Consider the following 18,771-nt stretch of genomic DNA (forward strand, 5'->3'; position numbering starts at 1 on the left):
GTACAAATCGCCACTGCATCAGCTGTTTCTACCTTTGATAGAGTTCTAGCTCTAAAATTCTGTTTACAATTCTTAATGAATGAAATAGCTTAGATAGCTCGGCTTCAAAGCGTTGTCAATTGATCTGCCTGCTTAAAGCTTAAAGAGCATCAGCTAGAAGTTGAGTACACAAGGACATTATGGATTTAGGAATTAGAGGAAAAGTTGCGGTTATTACCGGAGGGGATTCTGGCATTGGTCTAGCAACAGCTAAACTGCTAGCTGCCGAAGGCGTCAAGATTGCCCTGCTCGACAAAACATCTAAAAAGTTGGAGCAAGCGGTTGCAGAAATTCAAAAGATTGGAGAAGCAATCTCAGTTCAAGCAAATCTTGCCGACCTAGAAGAAGTTAAAGCAGCTAAACAACAGATTCTCAACCAGTTTGGAAACGTTCATATTCTGGTAAATGCTGCCGGAATTACGGGAGCGCAGAAAGAATTTCTGGAGCTAACCGATGCTGACTGGTATGAGTCTCTTGATGTAGATTTTATGGCGGCAGTGCGCGTCTGTCGGGCTTTCATTCCGGCTATGCGTGAGGCAGGTTGGGGGCGCATTGTTTTGATTGGTTCAGAAGATGCGGTGCAGCCGTATGTGGAAGAAATGCCCTATTGTGCGGCAAAGGCTGCCATTCTTAATTTTGCCAAGAACCTGTCTAATGCTTATGCCCAGGATGGTATCTTAGTGAACTCTGTTTCCCCTGCCTTCATTGCAACGCCCATGACTGACGCAATGATGGAGCAGCGATCGCAAAAGTTAGGAGTTGATTTTGACAGTGCCATCGATAGCTTTTTAGATGAAAAGCGTCCTCATCTCGTGCTAGATAGACGCGGTAAAGCGCAGGAAGTCGCTTCTGTTATTGCGTTTTTGTGTTCTGAGCAATCTAGCTTTGTGGTTGGCTCCAACTACCGTGTTGATGGCGGCTCTGTGGCAACGGTGCATCAATAAAGCCGCTCTACAGCAGAACTATATCTATTACTATGATCAGTCAAACTTCATCCGCGATCGAGTGGGGTCGCCAAGACAAAGTCCTGGTGTTTCTGCACTACTTTGGGGGTGCAGCGATGAGTTGGCGCTGGGTTGCCGAGCAATTACCGGACTATCGCTGTATTGCCATCAATTTACCTGGATTTGGAAAAGCGCCAGCGATCGCTTCGCCTTCTTTACGCCAATATGCCGATGCTGTCTGTGCAGAACTGGCTGCGCTTAATGTGGAGTCTTATACGTTGATTGGGCATTCGATGGGCGGTAAAATTGCGTTGCAAGTTGCTGCCAAGAGCGAGCGCCCCCCTGAACAAGTTGTTTTGATTGCGCCCTCACCCCCAACCCAAGAACCGATGCCCGATGAGGAAAAACAGCGGTTGCTAAACAATCATCCTAGCCAGTCTAATGCTGAAACAACCCTTAGCAGTGCAACTCAGCGGGCTTTGAGCCAAGAACAGCAGGCTTTGGCGATCGAGACTCATTTGATTGTAGAAGAGACTGCTTGGCGATGGTGGCTACTGGAGGGGATGAACCATTCTATTGCCGATCAGATGCCACAGCTCCAGATGCCAGTGTCAGTGCTTGCCTCTAAAGATGATCCCGTCATCTCTTATAACACCATTGAGAGTGATGTGCTGGGCGTTATTTCTCATGCAAAGCTGATTACTACCCAGGGCGTGGGGCACCTGATACCCTTAGAAGACCCCAACTGGGTCGCTGAACAGTTGCGGCGGCTGTGTTGCAATACTGGGATGGAGCAATAAATAAAGGAATTGCACTGGCTTCTGGAGAAACAAATTTACCCATTAAAACATTTCCGCAAGATGCCCCTACTCAATAGATGACATTTTGAGCGGTCGCTTTTAGCCCGGTGAACCTGCGGCGGCTCATGGGATGGAATCATAGCGGTCGCTATTGGGATGAAAGTAATAGTCTGGCGCATAAATTATTTTTAGGATAATGCGATCGCACATTTGCAATGTTCTTCAACAAAGTAAGGATGTTCTCTTCCACCTCGTCCTAAACAGGAAGTTCTTAAAAACGGTCAAAACCTGAGAAACACTTGTCTATATCCGCTTAAATAACTCAGTTTTTGATTAATTTAAGCTTTTCCTTCCTAAAAATTTTGGCGAAGAAATTTCCTTTTGTCCAAAGTTTAAAAGGGAATCTTATGCAGATTTCGAGCGGTTTTGAAGACCTCAGTACTGGCAGCCCGATTTGCGGTGATGCACTGCCGTCATCCCCGTAGGCTGTATCACCTTGCCATTGTCAATAACCCCATAGACTAACCAATGATCGCCGCAATCCATCCGATTCTTAACCGTGCATTCCAAATAGGCAAGGGCATCATTAATAATCGGACAGCCGTTTGCAGCTTCCTGCGTATCTAAACCCGCAAAACGGTCTTCTCCCGGAGCAAAGGGTTTGAGGAAGTGCCGCCTTACGTTCATCCCTTCCTTCAAAATATTCAAGACAAATTTATCTCCCGTATGAGTCAGAGATTCTACCGCCCGATCCTTGGCTACTGCAATAGTCAAACCAGGGGGATTAAAACTTGCTTGCGTAACCCAAGACGCCAGCATGGCGCTACTCACCTCGCCGCGCTTGGCAGCTAATACGCAAAGCGAACCGACAACTTGCCCCACTGCTTGGGCAGTACGGTCAATTTGGGAGTTACTAACGGGTTGCGAGGGGGTGCGGAATTTCTTGGACTTTTTCAACGACTGAGCAAAATCCGTCCCCGCTTCTTTGCACTGTTGCAGGGTAACATCATCGGGTTTGAACTTGACCCGAATTGTTTCAAAGCCGAGACGATAACCGGCATCTTGGAGTTTGCTTTCAATCTCATCAACCGCTTCCCCACTCCAGCCGTATGAACCAAAAACACCCGCTAATTTGGTTTTAGCAGTCGTGGAGAGGACAATTCCCAAGGCAGTTTGTACTTGGGTCGGCATGTGTCCCCCTAGAGTCGGGGAACCGATGATAAAGCCATCGCATTTTTGCACGGCGGCTTCAATTTCTGCCGGGTCGGTGAATTCACAGTTAATCGTTTCTACGCCGATCCCTGCCTTGGTCATGCCTTTTGCGATCGCCTGCGCCAGCGTTGCCGTATTCCCGTAAGCTGACGCATAAATAAGCGCTACTGTCAAGTCTTGCTCTTTCTGCTGCTGGCTCCATGTCCGATAGTCATGGGTGAGTCGGCTGAGGCTGTAGCGTACAACTGACCCGTGACCGGGAGCATACATCTTGGCTGAGAAAGCCGCCAATTTATCAAGGGCTACTTCCACCTGCCGGGATTGAGCCGCATGGAGGCAATCATAGTAGAAGCGTCGGTCTTCGTCTAAGCGCTTCCAATTTTCATCAAAGACTTGATCAGCGCAGACATGGCAACCAAAGAGTTTATCGGTAAACAGGATACGAGTAGCGGGGTCGTAGGTGCAAAGTCCATCGGGCCAGCGCGGGGTGGGAACAAAGATAAATTGGAGTTGATGAGAGTTACCCAAGTCTAAGGTTTCTTCCGCTCTTGGTATCCAAATCTTTAATAAGTGCTGGTACTCTCTGAAGGCACTTTGCAATGCGATCGCACCCGGTTTAGAGCAAACAAATGTGACTTGTGGCGCTAACTCTAGCAAGGCTTTGAGCGTCACCATCCGGTTCGGGTTAACGTGACCCAAAATTACATAATCCAACTGCTGCAACTCTAAAGACTGTTGCAATTGGTGCAGGAAAGTCTCGGTAAACGACTCACCCGGCGGGTCGATCAGGGCAGTTTTATCAGCTTGAATCAGATAGGAATTGGCAGTGGTGCCGCGTTGCAGGGAGTATTCGACTTCAAATTTGAGTCTATCCCAAGTGCGCGATCGCAAAACGGTAGTATCGGCAGCAGCGATCGAGGCGACTTGAACATCGCGAGGTTTAATATCCAGCATAGTTTTAATTCTCTAGGTAATAGTTTGTCAGAGGTAAATGGTGGAGTTTGAGTAATTTTCCAAACCTTCGATCCACCGTTTCAATCGTGATGTCCTAAACCGTTCGTCCCATTTGTAACGATAGAACTAAGGGGTTGAGAATTTAGATTAGTTGCCGTTTCAGTTGCGTTTGATGAGTTATCTGTCGTCATGAGCTTATTCCTCATCGACAAGTGCTTTTCCGGGTCAACCCTATCAAAGGTTGGTGGAAGCCATACTCGAACAACTAATAGTGCAGCCATAACTAGCAAGAACGCACAGGCGGCTAAAATTTGAATCCAGGAGGTTTCTAGAACTCCCCGCACGATAACTTCTCGCAGAACGGAAACAATAGACACCTCCACCGCTACCCCAATGGAAACTCGTTGCTCTTGTAAGTAAATAATCAACAGTCGGAATAACTCGACTAAAATCAGCAAGAACAGAATATCTGAGGTAACACCTGGGAAATCAAGCGGAGGCAATAGCTCGAAAAACATCTCTCGTAGCTGGATTGCCATCAAGGCGAATAGAGCGATACACAGGGAAATGACAAATAAATCTTGGACGGTTTCCAGGACGCGCACAATACGATTGCGCTTCAACCCTTCGTAGCTGTTACTTGGCGGGTTCGTCAAAGCCTTCTGCATTTGAGATTCCTCTAACCTGTGTCACTAGAATCCAGACTACATTATTTTTACTTATAAGCTGCCTACTGATTAATTGAATTTCTTTATGGTTTTTATCAGCGTTACTCCCGGAGTTCCAACCCACCCTCCCTGAGTAAATGATTTGTGAAGGCGAGATTCCCGACTTCTCTAAGAAGTCGGGAATCTGAACCTCAGACGTTGTAGGGGGAGCATCCCGAATGTGTAAATTGCCCCTCAGACTGGAAGTCTAGGGCTATACAAACTTGCGTCCGCCTGCACTGACTAATACATCTAGTCTGCGGAGGCAGGCTTTGTTTGTGGCTGATACTTTCCCATCTCTGCAATAGGCAGCAACAACTTGCCCTCAATTTGCTCTTTTACCCCGTCTCTCACCGCGCAATTACTATTCAGACAATCAACTAATAAATTATTCACATCATAGTATTGCTGTAGCAAGTGCTTCTGCTGAGTGTCATTAAAATCAAAATCATGAAACTTGTCATGCTTAATCAACACCTCTCTTAATTTCTCAGTCCATGCTTGACCTTGCTTTTGCCACCACACCATAAATTTATTCTCTTTTAATGAGTCTCGTAGTGTTTTTTTAAGATCTTCAATAGCTTTATTTAATTCTGGCTCAAACTCCCGTACAAGAGCGCAGCAAAGGGCATCAGTATGTATAGATACAAAAAACTCAGCCATTTCTTCATCATGAAATTTATCTAAAGCTGTACGGCAACTTTGATCAATATCATGAGCTAACTTAAGAGTAAAGGCTAGAGCAAGGTCAGAGTCAATAATCTTGTCAAACTTATGCTCAAGGTTACGCATAGGAGGAGGTACAAGAGGAACCCAACCAAATTCATTTAAAAAACTAGTTGGGTAATGAATATCAAGACTAAGGGAAAGATAAAAAAAGCGAATGGCTACTCGTTTATAGGTTACATTGACTGAACTTGATTTATCATTTATCCATATCAAGAATCGCTGTAATATCTCATCCTCAGCTACAATTGCATCAGCCTGCCGCTTCATTAACTGCAACAGACAATACAGACAATCTGGTTTTGGCAACATTTCGACTGCCAGCAAAAATACTTCCCGCCAGTGTTTTTCTTTTATATGACTTACTAAACCAGCCCAATCAGCACGATCGCAAAACCATTTCGCTGTGAAATACTCTTGAAACGTCAGGTGAGAGAAAGACCAGAATCCCTGTGCCCGTTCAATCAATAAGCCATGCTGTGCTGCTACAGTATCCAGCACGGCTTCACTATCCTCGGTTGAAATCCCCAGATATTCCGCAATATATCCCTGAAGTTCGCCTTGCTCAAACAATACATATTGCTCTTGCTCGAACTTACGCACAGCCAGATAACTTAGGAGTTTCTTTTTTTCTCCAACCGACAAGTTTCTGTAGGCTTCACTCCCTAATTCCCGCCTGACTCCTCTTTTTTCATCCCACTTTTCCAACAGCAGATTGATTCCCTTTTCATATAAATCGGAACGCTTAGGGGGCAAGCTTTCTAGGTTGTTGAAAACCCAGCAGGTCAAACTCAGTAGAATGGGTGTAACAGCCAGTTCAGCAGTTTGCTTGTTTTTAGACCATCTCAGCTCGCCCAGAAACTTTACTGTAAGTTCTGCTCCCTGTTCAGGCGTTTCAGCTAATGCAGTAAACCAGTTTTTGGCAAAGATTTCGACTTGTTACGGTTTGAATTCAGCAACCTCAACGTAATCGAACGTCGATAAGGTGTACTCTGTCGTTTGAGTCCGGCAGGTGAGGATAAAACGATTTTTGTAATACTGCTGAGAAAACTCATAAATATGGTCTTGGATATCTCGCCGCGACTGACCCGGCACCTCATCCAAACCATCCAGCAAAATCAAGACCTTACCCTGATTTAGGATTTGTTCTGTCTGCGCTTGATTAGCCAATCCAAATTCTTTATGGATTTTGTTAACTAAGTTGAAACAACTGGCATCTTTGATGTCTCTAAGTTCAACAAAAATTGGGATGTGGTTAGTCTGAAACTCACCCTTGCAGCAAGCAACCGCTAGGTGTCGCAAGAATGTGCTTTTGCCTGATCCTGGTTTGCCTAACACCATTAATCTGGGGTGATGGGCTACTACTTCAAATCCGGACAATCGCTTCTCTCTCTTCCTCAAACTCAAGCGCTCAAAGCAATCCCGTAAGTCTGCACCTTTCAGCAGATCTGGAATAGTTGCATGAGACTCGCTGGAAAGCTTCTCCAGCACATAGACATCAACATAAAGCTGATCTACGTCAATCCGCTGGAGGTTCAACAATTGGATTTTGCTGTACTGGTCTTGAATTTTGTCACAACAGCGCGATCGCACCTCTCGCATCAGCTCATCAATATCAGTGCCATTGTCCTGCTTTCTCTTCCCTAGTGCAGGTTCAAAGTCTCCATCTTCCCAAGTCAAACCGAGGAGGAAGCCTATCTTGTCAGCAGTGGAACGTTCAACAGTTTTGCTCTGGAAAAAGTTGGAAAGCTGCTGACTGCCTAATATTTGGTTGCGTGACTTTGCCTCCTCTAGGAGTTTTGTCTGCTTCCAACCCTTCGGGATGAGAGCTTCCCTTGCTTTCCGAATGCCTTGTTCAGATGCCCGAACTTTCATATCCCGCTCTCAAGCCCAATCACACTGTAAATATTAAATCTTTATTAAGACAATTTTGAGTTCAGCTTTGATATGAATTCAAACGAACTCAAATCACATTCTACTGACTCAACAGTAAACTCAAATCAACTCAAATCACAACTCAAACACAACTCAAACCAGTTCAAATTCTTGCTCCAGAAGAGCTTCAGGCTTTGGGTGCCATGCTGTTGGAAGTTCACTAGGAGCAAAATTTCATGAAAACTTTCACCCCCAAACAGCCAGCTTCAGAACAGAATCAACAGCGATCGCAAGCGACTCAACTCAGTAACTCGAAACCTAAATCCAGCAAAGCTCGCAGGCGGCTAAAATTTATCGAGTTTGCCGTCGTCGGCTTTGCCACCTGGCTGAACCCTAACGTAGGGTTTCTCATTTTCCTCTTGAAACTCTGCTTTAAACTTTTGGGGCTGCTTCAAGAGGAACGAGAGCAGTAGTAATCGAAACCCGCCGAGTTCAGAGCTTTGTGATTGAGCTTCAAAAACTCGTGAGCAAGCAATGCTTAAGGGCACGATGATATCGTGCCCCTACAAAAACCTGCAAGAGAACTTGGCTGAAGAGGTGAGTTAATAATGATTCCCGACTTTACGATGGTGTACTGCCGTCAGAGCATCGGGTTTGGAAACGCGACCCACCGAAACAGTGGCGTAGATCGTCCAGTGGTCGCCACAATCCAAGCGGCTTTTGACTTCGCACTCCATATAGGCAAGAGCGTCTGCCAGAATGGGAGAACCATCGGTTGCTGGATAGGTCTTAACACCTGCAAAGCGATCGCTACCGGGAGGGAAGCGCTTGAGGAAGTGCTTCATCAGTCCTTGGTAATTGCCTTCTTCCAGCACGTTGAGGACGAAGCGATCGCCTACATGCAGCAACGACTCAATAGCGCGGTCTTTCGCTACAGCAACGCTTATCCCCAAGGGTTTGAAGCTAGCTTGCGCCACCCAAGAGGCAAACATGGCACTGCTGACATTGCCCTTCTTGGTCGTGAGAATGTACAGTCCGCTACTGAGTCTTCCCAAGGCTTTTTCTAGGTCGGAATCTAAGGCTTTGATTTGCTTGATAGTGCGATCGCGAGTCAACCACTGCCCCAAGTCTGTTCCTGCTTCTTCACACAAATGATAGGTTTCTTCGTGTGGTGTCTCCTTGACCAGAATTGGCGGAAAAGCAGGGTTCAGACCTAAATCTCGGAATTTGTTGACTAGCTGATAAGCTGATTCACTATCCTCAGCGCCAGACTCAAATACACCGAACGATTGCTTAGCATTGGTCGCCGCTAAGATAATGCCGATCGCTGTTTGAGTTGTAGTTGCTGCTTCTCCTGTAGTCGGTGGGGTAGCAATAACCAACCCAGAAGCCATGCTTACCAGCTCTTTCACTTCTTGGGGGTCAGCCGATCGCAAATCCATCATTTCCACCGCCACACCTGTTTTCGTGATGCCGTGTGCGATCGCTTGACTCATGCGATCACTAAATCCGTAATCGGACAGGTAAAATACGGCAACCGTCGTTTCTGCCTTGGCTTGCTCCTGACTCCACTGACGGTAGCAATTCACCAGTTCGGTCACATTGTGATGCAGTAGGGGGCCGTGACCCGTAGCAATGGTTTCAATCTCCGGCAACTCTTTCATCCGCTTCAAAGCAGACAGCACCGAGCGAGCATTTGGCCCCATCAAACAGTCGTAGTAATATTTGTAATCCTCTTCAATGAGTTCTAAATCTTCATCAAAGGTGTGGTCATCGCAATAATGCATCCCAAAGGCATCGCAGGTGTAGAGAATCTGCGTTTTGGTATCAAAGGTGAAGATGGTATCGGGCCAGTGCAGATTGGGCGCGATGACAAATTCCAGCATGTGTCCGTTACCCAAATCTAAGCGATCGCTATTTTTCACAATCCGTGATTGAAATGGCTGATGCAGCCAATTTTCAAGGAACTGAATGGCGACTTTTGAACCAACAACGGTAATTTGCGGGGCGAGTGCCAGGATATCTTTGACCAACCCACTGTGATCGGGTTCGGTATGGCTAACAATTAGGTAATTCAGTTGATTGGGGTCAATCAGTCCCGTCACGGTGTCGAGATACAGTTGGCGAAACTTCTCGTGAGAGGTGTCTACTAGGGCAGTTTGTTCGCCTTGAATCAAGAATGAGTTGTAGGTGGTGCCATTTTGTAGCCCGAATTCAATGTCGAAGCGATCGCGATCCCAATCCAGGGAGCGAATTGCCGTTGTCTCAGGTGCAATTTCGACAGTCTGCATCGTCAGTCGGCGTTGAACTTTTTCAGCAACGGTTACCATCGGTCGCCTCCTTTTATGCAATTCAATTACATGTCTTTACAGGTATTAAGTTTAACTATCGTTTTCTACTTTTAAGTTAGTATTATCTTATGATTAAATTCAGGATTTTATAGGGGGTTGGAGATGTTGCCGCGATTCTCCTAGCCCCTTCAGGGTGGCTTCGCCAACGGAGACACTTCGCGATCGTCTCCTCACAAAACGTCCAGAAGCTGGAAGCCGCAACCTTCCGCCTTGTTGCAAAACGGGCAGAGTTCGGCAAACGCCGCGAAGCCATCTTTGCCGTCAAACTCACAAGCGAGTCCGTGTTGAATATCCGATTACTGTCAATGACTGGCTCAAGGGTACATTGAATTATTATTTTCCAGATTTGCTGGTGATTGAAGCAAAGCGAGATAATCTTGAGAATGGCTTCACTCAACTCGCAGTTGAACTGATTGCCTTGGATCAATGGACAAACTCGGATACACCGATTCTTTATGGGTCTGTTACCACTGGGAATGATTGGCGGTTTGGTGAATTTCACCGACAACAACGACAAATTATTCAGGATTTCAAGCTGTATCGTGTTCCGGAAGAGTTAGAGATACTGATTGGTATTCTCATTGGTTTACTCAGTAAAGAATCCGGGTAGGGTGGGTATTGCACCCAAATTTTGGGATATGAGCGATGAAATAACGGCAATGCCTATCCGACAAGAGCGATCGCACCGCCTCCGAAAGGGGCAGAAAAAGCTTCACGTCTCTACAGAATATTGCTTCTAAGGTGGATAAGCTCGTGCGATACACTAAGCTTGAAAGATCAGGGAAAGATTATTCGCTGGCATCGTATAGGTTTTGATGAGTGAGAGGTGCTGCTCCTGTGCAACTGCAACCACCTCCTCCAAATCCCGCACACCCCACTCTGGATTTTGCATCTGAAGACTCTCATCAAAAGCCGCATTGCTGGATGCTGTGTGCCTGCCACCTTGTTTGAAAGGCCCGTATAGATACAAAATGCCACCCGGAGGAAGAATCCGCCCTGCCCCTGCCATCAATCCCAGACAGGCTGACCAAGGGGCAATGTGAATCATGTTAATGTTGACGATCGCCACAATTGGCTCCTGGTTAAAGTCTATACCCTGCAACGATTCTGGCAGTTCATCCTGCTCGATTGCCCAAACCGGATCGCAAACATCCAACGCGATTGGGGAATACAAATTATCCGCAGGGCAATATTCCCGCCATGCTGCAATGCTCGCTCGTGCTACGTTGTTGGGGTCAGATGGAATCCATTTACGCCGATGGAGTCGGGGTGCAAAAAAGACAGCATGTTCCCCAGTCCCACTGGAGACTTCCAACACGGTGCCAGTGAGTGGTAGAACTTGTAAAAGCACCTCCAGAATGGCTTCTCGATTGCGTTGTGTAGCGGGGGCATACTGTCGGGCATCTAGGAATTCATTCATCTGGGCTGTGTAGGATGGGTAGAAACTTCACCAAAGAATTGCAACACAAGCGCGATCGCCTCTATTTTTCAAAGCCCCAAATAACGCCGCAAAAAGCTTTCTAGCGATTCCATCTTGATGTTGTAAGTCATCTGCAAACGAGCAATCTCTTCGGCTGTACAGAAAAACTCATTCCCCAGCAACGTCCGCAGCGTACCGAGGCTGTTTTTGGCTTGAGGATTTAACAATCCCACCGTATTGCGTATCCCGTCAAACACAAATAACGGTGCATTGATCACAATCGGTTCTCGGTTAAAGATGCGTCCAAAAATGCGCGGGATATCTTCACGTTTGAGAATATCCGGCCCTCCTACGGCAAAGATTTGGTTTCTTGCCCCTTCAAGGGAAACAGAATCAACTGCAATCTGGGCTAAGTCATCGGTACTGACAATTGATGTGCGGTTTTTGGGATCGCCATTGAGCAGGTAAAGTCCCGTCTGCCGGAATTGTTCTGCTAACGGTAATAAGTTTGATGCCAACCCCGATGGACGCAGAATCGTATAGTTCAATCCGCTAGCTTGCAGGTATTTTTCCACCGCCTGCTTTGCCTTGAAGGTGGGAGCATCTTCGTAACCGCGAGCTGCACCCAGCACAGAAATGAAAACGAAGTGCTGAACACCATTCTCCTTGGCTTGGTCAATCAATTCTATATTGGCTCGATAATCTAGCGCCTGGGCATCGCCGTCAGAACCATGGGCGCTGATGATGTACTGTACTCCTCGACAAGCTTTTTGAATATCTTTGTCTTGCCGCAAATCGCCGATAAAAATTTCGGCACCTCTGGTTTCTAAATCACCATAGCGAGAGGTGAGGCGAACAAACGTCCGCACAGGCATAGATTGTTCTCGAAGAATTCGCACAACGCGGCGTCCAATCGATCCGGTGGCTCCAGTAACTAAAAACATAATTTCAATGTGTTGATTGCTCTCTACTAGAAAGGATGGAATATCAGCAAACGGTTCAGTTCCGTTGCTCCACCCTTAATTTAAGGCGATCGCTTCTCTTTCGCCAGAACCCGATCAAAAAGCGATCGCGCATCTAGGGGTTAAATAGTATAGTTCGGGTGTAATTTCAGGGCAGTCTGACAAGTCAATATCTTCCCACGGTAACAACAATGAACCTGATCACCTTTTTGTTGCGCTCCTCCTGGATTACAGTGGCGATCGCAATAGTCACCGGAGGACTCAGCGGTGCTGGCAGTGCGATGTTGATTGCCTCGATTAATGCTGCCATTAGCAATCCCAATCAAGCAACCAATCAACTACTAGCTAGCTTTGTTGGACTCGCGATTCTTACACTGATTTCCGGTATCGGTTCGCAAATTTTGCTGGCTCGGCTATCTCAGCAGGCGATTTACAAAATGCGGCTTCAACTTAGCCACCGGATTCTTGCCTGCCCGCTACGAAGTTTGGAGGAATTGGGAGCAAATCGCCTCCTAGCAACGCTGACGGACGATATTCAAGCAATTTCTAATACGGTGCTGAATATCCCGTTTATATGTGTCAATGGAGCGCTAGTCATTGGCTGTTTGGGCTATCTGGCATGGCTGTCGTGGGGTGTGTTTTTGACAACGCTGGTGGTGATTGGGATTGCGATCGTCATCATCCAACTGATGCTCAATCATGTTTATACACTGCTGCGATTGGCTCGCGATCAGCAAGACTTGCTGCTTAAGCACTTCCGCTCTATTACGGATGGGATTAAAGAGTTAAAGCTGCATACCTCTCGTCGTGCTGCCTTCCTGGATGAAGACTTTCAGGCGACCGCTGCTGCCTTTCGGGACTACGAAATTCGGGCAGAAAGCATTGCCGCCGTGACGCTAAATTTCAGTAGTCTGCTGTTTTTTGGCATTCTAGGAGTACTGGTATTTGGTCTGCCGCAATTTACTAGCGTTACAACTCCAGTTTTATCAGCCTATGCGTTGACCATCACCTATCTGGCAAGACCGATTGAAAGCATCATAGGGGTTCTGCCCGGTTTGAGTCGGGGCGGCGTGGCGCTCAAGAAGATTGAGGAGTTAGGACTGTCTCTCGCGACTCACGCTGAGTCATCGAATGCAACGGCTTTATCTCCACAGTCGTTCCAACATCAGATTGAGCTGATTGATGTCACCCACACTTATCATACGGAGCAGGAGGGACAGTTTACGCTTGGCCCTATTAATTTGTCATTTCAGCCCGGCGAATTGGTTTTTATTGTAGGGGGGAACGGGAGTGGTAAGTCTACGCTAGCAAAGCTAATTGTGGGGCTGTATGCGCCGGATTCGGGAGAGATTGGTTGGGATGGTCGAAGATTGACAGAGCGCGATCGCGACTCCTATCGTCAGCTTTTTTCTGCTGTGTTTTCAGACTTTTACCTATTTGAACGACTCCTCGGCATCCAGCTCAAAAATTTGGATGACCAAGCACAACAGTATCTGCAACGACTTCAACTTGAGCACAAAGTCCGTGTTAATGAAGGAATGCTCTCAACGATGGAGTTATCGCAAGGTCAACGCAAACGATTAGCGTTGCTCACCGCTTATTTAGAAGATCGCCCGATTTATCTATTTGATGAGTGGGCGTCCGATCAAGACCCCTTGTTTCGAGAAATCTTTTACAAGCAGATTTTGCTTGAGCTGAAACAGCGGGGCAAAACGGTGTTGGCGATTAGTCATGACGACCGCTACTTTCATCTTGCCGATCGGCTGATTAAGCTTGAGTATGGTCAACGTGTCGCTTGATGTACTACGCAGAAAAGAACGTCTCATAGGGGAAGCGATCGCCTGTAGCTCCGTGTCCGAGGCGATCGCACTTACAACAGGCTAGACTAAACTTGACCAGTTTTGACTAGAGGATATTACCTTGCAAATTACCATTGACTTACCAGACGAAATTGCGAGCACAATCAAGGCAAAGTGGGATAACTTCCCTCGAAAAGTATTGGAGTCTTTAGCAATAGAAGCTTACAGACAGGGAGTAATCACTTCTGCTGAGGTGGGGAGAATGCTAAACATATCTTCTCGCTACGAGGTCGATAGTTTTCTCAAGCAAGCACAAGCCTATTTGCACTATAACGAAGCTGATTTTGAGCAGGATTTGCTAACAATGCAAAAAATAGAGGCTCAAAGAAAAGCAGAAATGTAATGGCAATTGTCTCAGATACTTCACCTCTATGCTATCTGGTGCTAATTGATTTGATTGATTTGTTACCAGAGCTATATGGCAAGGTGATTATTCCTCAGGCTGTACTCAATGAATTATCTGTACCTCAATCACCTGAACGGGTTCAATCTTGGATAGGTAAAGAATTTCCTGATTGGCTTGAAGTTCAACCAATAGAAGATTTACCGGACGTAGAGCTAGGTCAACTGGATTTAGGAGAGCAAGAAGCAATCATTCTAGCTGAGCACATTAGAGCGGATTTTATTGTCTTAGATGATAGGCAAGCAAGACAGATAGCTTTGCAGCGTGGTTTAAACATTATTGGCTTACTTGGTATTTTGGGTGTTGCCACACAGCGAAATTTGATTAATTTCTCTGTTGCTATTGAGCGTTTACAACAGACTACTTTTCGCGCTTCACCTGTTCTAATTAAATCTTTGCTAGAGCGATATCAGGCTACTGAGTAGAAAACCAAGTCGGGATGAGCCTTAGCCAAAAACATTGCTAACAGTAGAGTTAATGTCACTTTTCCAGAACCCGCCCGACTCGATTGAGTTCACTTAAATCCACTCGACAATCACCGGGGTGTGATCGCTGGGTTTGGGTAGCTTCCTAGGGGCAATATCAATTCTGCAACTGGAGGCTTGCTCGTAAAGTTTGGGGGTGAGGTAGTGATGGTCAATTCGCCAACCCATGTTGCGGCTAAAGGCATTGGTGCGGTAGTCCCACCAGCTATAGTGTCCAGTTTCGGTGGTGAATTTGCGGAAGGCGTCAGCTAACCCGATCTCTAAGACGGATTGTAGGGCTTGGCGTTCAACGGGAGACGCCATGATGTGCTTCTCTTTACCTTTGGGATTATGAATATCCCGGTCTTCTAAAGCAATGTTGAAGTCTCCGCAAATGCACAACTCGTAGGGCTGCTTATCTAGTAAGGTTTGCAAGTATTCCCGCAAGACTTTGAGCCAGAGGAGTTTGTAGTCATATTTTTCGCTACCAACTGCCGAGCCATTGGGAACGTAGAGGTTAACGATGCGAACATCTCCGACGATGCCAGTAATTACCCGTTTTTGTTCGTCTAACTCGCCAACAGTCTCGGCATCAAGGAGGGGGGAAAAGCCTGTACTGACTTGTTCCAGGGGAGTGCGGCTGAAGATGGCGACACCGTTGTAGGATTTTTGCCCAGATATATAGAGGTGATAGCCTAATTCTTCAAAAGGCGATCGCGGAAACTGGACCTCCATCACTTTCGTTTCTTGCAAGCACAAAACGTCCACAGGATTATTTTGCAACCACTCCACCACTTGATCCTGGCGAGTCCGAATTGAATTGACATTCCACGTAGCGACTTTCATCTTCAAGGGTAAGTAGGCAACAGAAAGTATTCTAGCCCCTAGCCTCTACCCTATCGGCTGGTTACATCTTGCAACTCAAATCTCCAGCTTTTCGTGTAAAGCGGAGATTTTCACCGTAATCTACCGGACAGTCAATCACAGCCGGGACATCTTGTGCCAGGGCGGTTTTGAGCGTGGGAATCAAGTCTGCTGCCGATTCGATGCGATAGCCTTTCAACCCCATGCTTTCGGCAAGTTTCACAAAATCTGGATTGCTGAAATGGACAAAGGCGGACTCTCCAAACTGATTTTGTTGCTTCCACTCAATCAATCCATAGCCGCCATCATTGAAAATCAAAGTCACAAACGGCGTACCGACGCGCAATGCTGTTTCTAATTCCTGACAGTTCATCATAAAGCCGCCATCTCCCGTCACGGCTACCACCTTGCGATGGGGATGAACCAGCTTGGCAGCGATCGCTCCTGGTAGAGCAATTCCCATTGCCGCAAATCCATTAGAAATAATACAGGTACGGGGGCGATCGCCATGATAGTGTCGTGCCATCCACATTTTGTGCGCCCCAACATCACAGATAGCAATATCCTCCGGTTCCAGCACTTGCCGCAAATCGTAGATTAATTTTTGGGGCTTAATGGGAAAACCGTCATCGTTGGCGTATTCTTCATAATCTGCTCGGATATCTGACCGTAAGTCCTCAATATCAGAGACAGTCTTTCCTTCACGGTTGGCTCGCTGCAAGATTTCCGTCAGGGAATCAGAAATATCGCCCACGACTTCCACCGTCGGAATATAGCTGCTGTCAATCTCTGCGGGAGTCGCCCCAATGTGAATAATCGGAACTTCCCCAGTAGGATTCCATTTCTTCGGAGAATACTCAATTAAGTCGTACCCGATCGCAATCACTAAGTCAGCCCGATCAAAGGCGCAACTCACATAATCTCGCTGCTGGAGTCCCACCGTCCACAGAGCTAAAGGATGGGTATAAGGCATCACCCCTTTACCCATGAAGGTATTTGCCACAGGAATACTCAAGCGGGAAGCAAACTCTGTGAGCGCTTCACTAGCATCGGCACGAATTGCCCCGTTTCCGACTAAAATCAACGGATATTTGGCGGCAGAAATCGCTTTAGCGGCGTTATTGAGAGTCCGCAAAGATGAATAGGTTTTTTCTTGACTGTCCCTATTTAAGGGTTTGCCAGTCACAGACATCGCTGCAATATTTTCTGGCAAATCAATATGCACTGCCCCTGGTTTTTCACTTTGGGCAATTTTGAATGCCTTACGGACAATTTCTGGGGTATTACTAGGACGAACGATTTGAGTACTCCATTTCGTCACCGGATCAAACATTGCCACCAAGTCCAGATATTGATGGGATTCAATGTGCATCCGGTCTGTTCCTACCTGACCTGTAATTGCCACCAAGGGTGCGCCATCAAGATTGGCATCGGCAACGCCAGTCATCAAGTTAGTTGCCCCTGGCCCTAAAGTAGATAAGCACACTCCCGCTTTCCCAGTCAGTCGTCCGTATACATCTGCCATGAACGCTGCTCCTTGTTCATGGCGGGTAGTAATAAATTGAATTGAAGAATTCTTAAGGGCTTGGAGTACGTGCAAGTTTTCTTCGCCTGGTAGCCCAAATATATATTCAACGCCTTCATTTTCTAGACAACGTACTAGTAGCTCGGCGGTATTCATTGCGTCCATTCTTAGCTTCCCCTATAAAATCGCTTTTGGAGCAAAGCAACAGAGCGGTTTGCCCTGAAGTGTTGGTGTGTTACTTAACCCAGACAGTTTTGATATTGACGAATTCGTGAATACCTTGGCTGCCCAACTCGCGCCCGTAACCAGAACGCTTGATGCCGCCAAAGGGAAGACGGGGATCGGATTTAACTAAGCCATTGATAAAGACTGCACCCGCTTCCAATTCCTCAATTAAGCGATCGCGTTCTGCTTCATCCCCTGTCCAAGCACTGGCTCCTAAGCCAAACGGTGTCGCATTTGCTAACTTTATTGCAGCGTCAATATCTGGCACCCGGAAGAGTAACGCCACAGGGCCAAAAAATTCTTCCTCATCGGCAGGGGTTCCTGGGGGGAAGTCTTTCAAAATTGTCGGAGGATAGAAGTTTCCCGATCGGTCTGATAAGGGTTTGCCTCCCGTGAGAACTTTCGCTCCTTTTTCCAGACAGGCTTGTACCTGCTCGTCTAAATCTGCCAAAATCCCCGGCGTTGCCAAGGGGCCAACATCCGTATTTTCATCCATGGGATCGCCGATTTTCAGCGCCTGGAATTTCTGCACTAACTGTTCTTCAAAACGATCCGCCACACTTTGGGCGACAATAAAGCGTTTGGCAGCGATGCAGGATTGACCGTTGTTGAGCATCCGCGCGGTCACGGCAGTATTGACGGCAGCCTCTAAATCGGCACTTTCTAAAACAATAAAGGGATCGCTCCCGCCTAGTTCTAAAACGGTTTTCTTAATTTGCTTCCCGGCGGCTGCCGAAAGGCTAGCCCCTGCCAGTTCGCTACCTGTGAGAGTGGCGGCTTTGACGCGGGAATCGTTAATAACTGCTTCTACCTGCTCGGAACCAATCAGTAGGCTTTGGAACGCACCTGGGGGAAAACCAGCTTCGTTAAAGATGCTTTCAATTGCCACGGCGCATTGGGGCACGTTGGAGGAGTGCTTGAGTAAGCCCACGTTCCCTGCCATTAAGGCGGGGGCTGCAAACCGGAACACTTGCCAGAAGGGGAAGTTCCAGGGCATGACGGCAAGAACAGGGCCCAGGGGCTGATAGCGCACAAAGCTGCGGCTTGCATCGGTGGAGGCGGGAGCATCTGCCAGAAAGGATTCGGCTTTGTCGGCGTAGTAGCGACACCCTACTGCACATTTTTCTGCTTCTGCGATCGCGCTTTTGAGGGTTTTCCCCATTTCTATAGTCATAATCTCGCCAAATTTAGCGCGATCGCGTTCTAAAATCTCGGCGGCTTTATTGAGCCACTCAGCCCGTTGGGCAAATGTCGTTTTTCTATATTCCTCAAAGGTCTTGTGCGCCAGCTCTAGTTTTTCTTCTATCTGTTCGCTGGTTAGCGGCTCGAAAGTTTTTAGGGTTTTACCTGTTGCCGGGTTAGTTGTAGCGATACCCATTTTTTCGCTCTCCCTTCCCAAGTGATTGGGATAGCCTTTCCCCCCCCAGTCTACTGCGAAGCC

At 47.0% G+C, this 18,771-nt stretch carries 17 protein-coding genes; 7 read left to right on the top strand and 10 right to left on the bottom strand.

The window, feature by feature from the left end:
• Positions 1-179 precede the first annotated feature (179 nt).
• Together AC5JR3_RS04270 and AC5JR3_RS04275 are read left to right on the top strand one after the other, a co-directional pair.
• Positions 180-983 (top strand): SDR family NAD(P)-dependent oxidoreductase, encoded by an 804-nt coding sequence (locus tag AC5JR3_RS04270; protein ID WP_495843366.1) that lies wholly within the window; start codon positions 180-182, stop codon positions 981-983.
• Between the two features lie 32 nt (positions 984-1,015).
• Positions 1,016-1,783: an alpha/beta fold hydrolase gene (locus tag AC5JR3_RS04275; protein ID WP_495843368.1), complete on the top strand. Its 768-nt coding sequence runs from the start codon at positions 1,016-1,018 to the stop codon at positions 1,781-1,783.
• A gap of 435 nt (positions 1,784-2,218) precedes the next feature.
• On the opposite strand, the gene AC5JR3_RS04280 is transcribed toward AC5JR3_RS04275, so the two are convergent.
• The 4 genes from AC5JR3_RS04280 to AC5JR3_RS04295 all read right to left on the bottom strand — a co-directional run bounded on the left by AC5JR3_RS04280 (position 2,219) and on the right by AC5JR3_RS04295 (position 7,257).
• Positions 2,219-3,949, bottom strand: a complete 1,731-nt coding sequence (locus tag AC5JR3_RS04280) for a diflavin flavoprotein (RefSeq protein WP_495843370.1) — start codon at positions 3,947-3,949, stop codon at positions 2,219-2,221.
• A gap of 80 nt (positions 3,950-4,029) precedes the next feature.
• Positions 4,030-4,617: a phosphate-starvation-inducible PsiE family protein gene (locus AC5JR3_RS04285; protein WP_495843372.1), complete on the bottom strand. Its 588-nt coding sequence runs from the start codon at positions 4,615-4,617 to the stop codon at positions 4,030-4,032.
• Positions 4,618-4,908: 291 nt separating this feature from the next.
• Positions 4,909-6,138, bottom strand: coding sequence for an NACHT domain-containing protein (locus tag AC5JR3_RS04290; RefSeq protein WP_495843374.1), 1,230 nt, complete (start codon positions 6,136-6,138; stop codon positions 4,909-4,911).
• Positions 6,139-6,321: 183 nt separating this feature from the next.
• A complete protein-coding gene (locus tag AC5JR3_RS04295) occupies positions 6,322-7,257 on the bottom strand; it encodes an NACHT domain-containing protein (protein ID WP_495843376.1) in 936 nt (311 codons plus the stop codon).
• 236 nt (positions 7,258-7,493) lie between these two features.
• Here AC5JR3_RS04295 and AC5JR3_RS04300 point away from each other — a divergent pair, with 236 nt between their 5' ends.
• On the top strand, positions 7,494-7,730 hold the full coding sequence (locus AC5JR3_RS04300; protein WP_495843378.1) for a hypothetical protein: 237 nt from the start codon (positions 7,494-7,496) through the stop codon (positions 7,728-7,730).
• A gap of 129 nt (positions 7,731-7,859) precedes the next feature.
• Here AC5JR3_RS04300 and AC5JR3_RS04305 read toward each other — a convergent pair whose 3' ends face one another.
• Positions 7,860-9,587, bottom strand: coding sequence for a diflavin flavoprotein (locus tag AC5JR3_RS04305; protein ID WP_495843380.1), 1,728 nt, complete (start codon positions 9,585-9,587; stop codon positions 7,860-7,862).
• Between the two features lie 154 nt (positions 9,588-9,741).
• Between AC5JR3_RS04305 and AC5JR3_RS04310 the strand changes: the two genes are divergently transcribed.
• Positions 9,742-10,218 (top strand): hypothetical protein, encoded by a 477-nt coding sequence (locus AC5JR3_RS04310; RefSeq protein ID WP_495843382.1) that lies wholly within the window; start codon positions 9,742-9,744, stop codon positions 10,216-10,218.
• Between the two features lie 153 nt (positions 10,219-10,371).
• On the opposite strand, the gene AC5JR3_RS04315 is transcribed toward AC5JR3_RS04310, so the two are convergent.
• Positions 10,372-11,028 carry a DUF938 domain-containing protein gene (locus AC5JR3_RS04315; RefSeq protein WP_495843384.1) on the bottom strand — a complete coding sequence of 219 codons (657 nt, stop codon included), beginning with the start codon at positions 11,026-11,028 and terminating at the stop codon, positions 10,372-10,374.
• A gap of 68 nt (positions 11,029-11,096) precedes the next feature.
• Positions 11,097-11,972 carry an SDR family oxidoreductase gene (locus AC5JR3_RS04320; RefSeq protein WP_495843386.1) on the bottom strand — a complete coding sequence of 292 codons (876 nt, stop codon included), beginning with the start codon at positions 11,970-11,972 and terminating at the stop codon, positions 11,097-11,099.
• Between the two features lie 209 nt (positions 11,973-12,181).
• On the opposite strand from AC5JR3_RS04320, the gene AC5JR3_RS04325 reads away from it, so the two are divergent.
• The 3 genes from AC5JR3_RS04325 to AC5JR3_RS04335 all read left to right on the top strand — a co-directional run bounded on the left by AC5JR3_RS04325 (position 12,182) and on the right by AC5JR3_RS04335 (position 14,677).
• Positions 12,182-13,789 (top strand): cyclic peptide export ABC transporter, encoded by a 1,608-nt coding sequence (locus AC5JR3_RS04325; protein ID WP_495843387.1) that lies wholly within the window; start codon positions 12,182-12,184, stop codon positions 13,787-13,789.
• Between the two features lie 121 nt (positions 13,790-13,910).
• The gene (locus tag AC5JR3_RS04330; RefSeq protein ID WP_495843389.1) at positions 13,911-14,192 is read left to right on the top strand and encodes a UPF0175 family protein; all 282 of its coding nucleotides are present in this window, start codon (positions 13,911-13,913) and stop codon (positions 14,190-14,192) included.
• Positions 14,192-14,677: a PIN domain-containing protein gene (locus AC5JR3_RS04335; protein ID WP_495843391.1), complete on the top strand. Its 486-nt coding sequence runs from the start codon at positions 14,192-14,194 to the stop codon at positions 14,675-14,677. Before AC5JR3_RS04330 ends, AC5JR3_RS04335 begins: the two co-directional genes overlap by 1 nt.
• A 93-nt stretch (positions 14,678-14,770) precedes the next feature.
• Here the strand turns inward: AC5JR3_RS04335 and xth are convergent, their stop codons facing one another.
• The 3 genes from xth to AC5JR3_RS04350 form a co-directional block, all read right to left on the bottom strand.
• Complete coding sequence (xth, locus tag AC5JR3_RS04340; protein WP_495843392.1) at positions 14,771-15,562, bottom strand: exodeoxyribonuclease III; 792 nt, start codon at positions 15,560-15,562, stop codon at positions 14,771-14,773.
• Positions 15,563-15,623: 61 nt separating this feature from the next.
• Positions 15,624-17,270 carry an acetolactate synthase large subunit gene (locus AC5JR3_RS04345; protein ID WP_495843394.1) on the bottom strand — a complete coding sequence of 549 codons (1,647 nt, stop codon included), beginning with the start codon at positions 17,268-17,270 and terminating at the stop codon, positions 15,624-15,626.
• Between the two features lie 70 nt (positions 17,271-17,340).
• Positions 17,341-18,708 (bottom strand): NAD-dependent succinate-semialdehyde dehydrogenase, encoded by a 1,368-nt coding sequence (locus AC5JR3_RS04350; protein WP_495843395.1) that lies wholly within the window; start codon positions 18,706-18,708, stop codon positions 17,341-17,343.
• Positions 18,709-18,771: the final 63 nt, after the last annotated feature.

The sequence above is a fragment of the Kastovskya adunca genome, from assembly GCF_059505785.1.